Here is a 1,130-nt window from a genome sequence, read left to right as displayed (position 1 = left end):
GAAGCTTGGCCGGCATCCAAAACACGTTGATGCAGCGAAACGGCGTGAGGATACTGATGCCGAGAATCGAAGAGGTACCATTGAACGCCGGTTTGCTTTTATGAAGGGCACGCTGGGGCTTGACTTGATGAACACTCGGACAGCTGAATCACTGGCCGTCAAGATTGACGCGGCCATCGTCTTGAGCAGTGTGCTGACCCTGTTAAGGGTATTTGCTATACCAATTTTAATTTTGGCTAAATTCGAGGGTGAGGCCTATCAAATTCGCTATAAATTTACTACAAGGGTCGAAGATATGGTGGCCTAGTTCAACAGCCACTACCTAGGCAGTTACGAGCAGCATTAATTGAAGAGTTTGAGATGTTACAAAATTTGCCGCCGGAAGAATTATTAGCCAGACGTCAAGCTCGCTTCCGCAAGTTTTAAAAGCCCCATATGGGCGCAAGCTTACTTTGGGTTAGTGTAATATCGTATCACAAATGGACTATTCCGTGATTTAATTCGCAAACAAGAGAAAGCCAAGCGCAAAAAGTGCGGGCCCTCCTTGCGTGAAAATAATCTTTTTGTTTGCTGTTACAGAACCGAACAGCGCAGCAATTACAACAAAACCTATAAATAGGACTTGGACGTGAAGCGAAGCCATACCAGTGAGACCATATCGGGCGTATACGATACCGACGCCAACGAAGCCATTGTATAGGCCTTGGTTGGCCATTGACATGCGTGCTTCTTTAATTGCCAAGTATTTCTTCGACAAGTCGAAAGCGTTGCGTGCTATTTTAGTTTGCGTGCCAAACATTTCAAGCAACATAATGAGCAACGCCTCTACTGCGACAAATATAACAAAAACATCTTTCAAAATAATCATCATGATCCTCCTAGTATAGGAAAGGGCTATGAATTGCGCGTCTAAACCACCTTACAAATGTGAACGGCTCTGGTGCAAAGTTTGCCTGGCAACTTCATTCTAGTATACTGAGTGACAAGAAACGAGGGATTGTGTGCATGAATTACTTTAAAGGACGCCACTTTCAACAGGATATCATTATAGTAGCCGTTGGCTACTATTTTAGGTTCAGTCTCAGCTACCGTGATATCGTTGAATTGCTACGTGATCGCGGGGTTAGTGT

At 44.4% G+C, this 1,130-nt stretch carries 1 protein-coding gene and 2 pseudogenes; 2 read left to right on the top strand and 1 reads right to left on the bottom strand.

The features are described 5' to 3' along the window. Window positions 1-307 (top strand): annotated as a pseudogene (locus tag ACKTSG_RS14315) (IS5/IS1182 family transposase); the annotation flags it as partial. Between the two features lie 189 nt (window positions 308-496). Here the strand turns inward: ACKTSG_RS14315 and ACKTSG_RS14310 are convergent. Continuing rightward, window positions 497-868, bottom strand: a complete 372-nt coding sequence (locus ACKTSG_RS14310; protein WP_054719944.1) for a DUF1304 domain-containing protein — start codon at window positions 866-868, stop codon at window positions 497-499. Between the two features lie 137 nt (window positions 869-1,005). Here ACKTSG_RS14310 and ACKTSG_RS14305 point away from each other — a divergent pair. Further along, window positions 1,006-1,130: pseudogene (locus tag ACKTSG_RS14305) on the top strand (IS6 family transposase); the annotation flags it as partial.

Source organism: Lacticaseibacillus salsurae (assembly GCF_045862175.1).
GTDB lineage: Bacteria > Bacillota > Bacilli > Lactobacillales > Lactobacillaceae > Lacticaseibacillus > Lacticaseibacillus salsurae.
This window is presented reverse-complemented; position numbering and strand designations above follow the sequence as displayed.

What these genes read in the sequence shown, in the direction of transcription:
- ACKTSG_RS14310 (WP_054719944.1), bottom strand. Translation starts at nt 868, where the DNA reads ATGATTATTTTGAAAGATGTTTTTGTTATATTTGTCGCAGTAGAGGCG.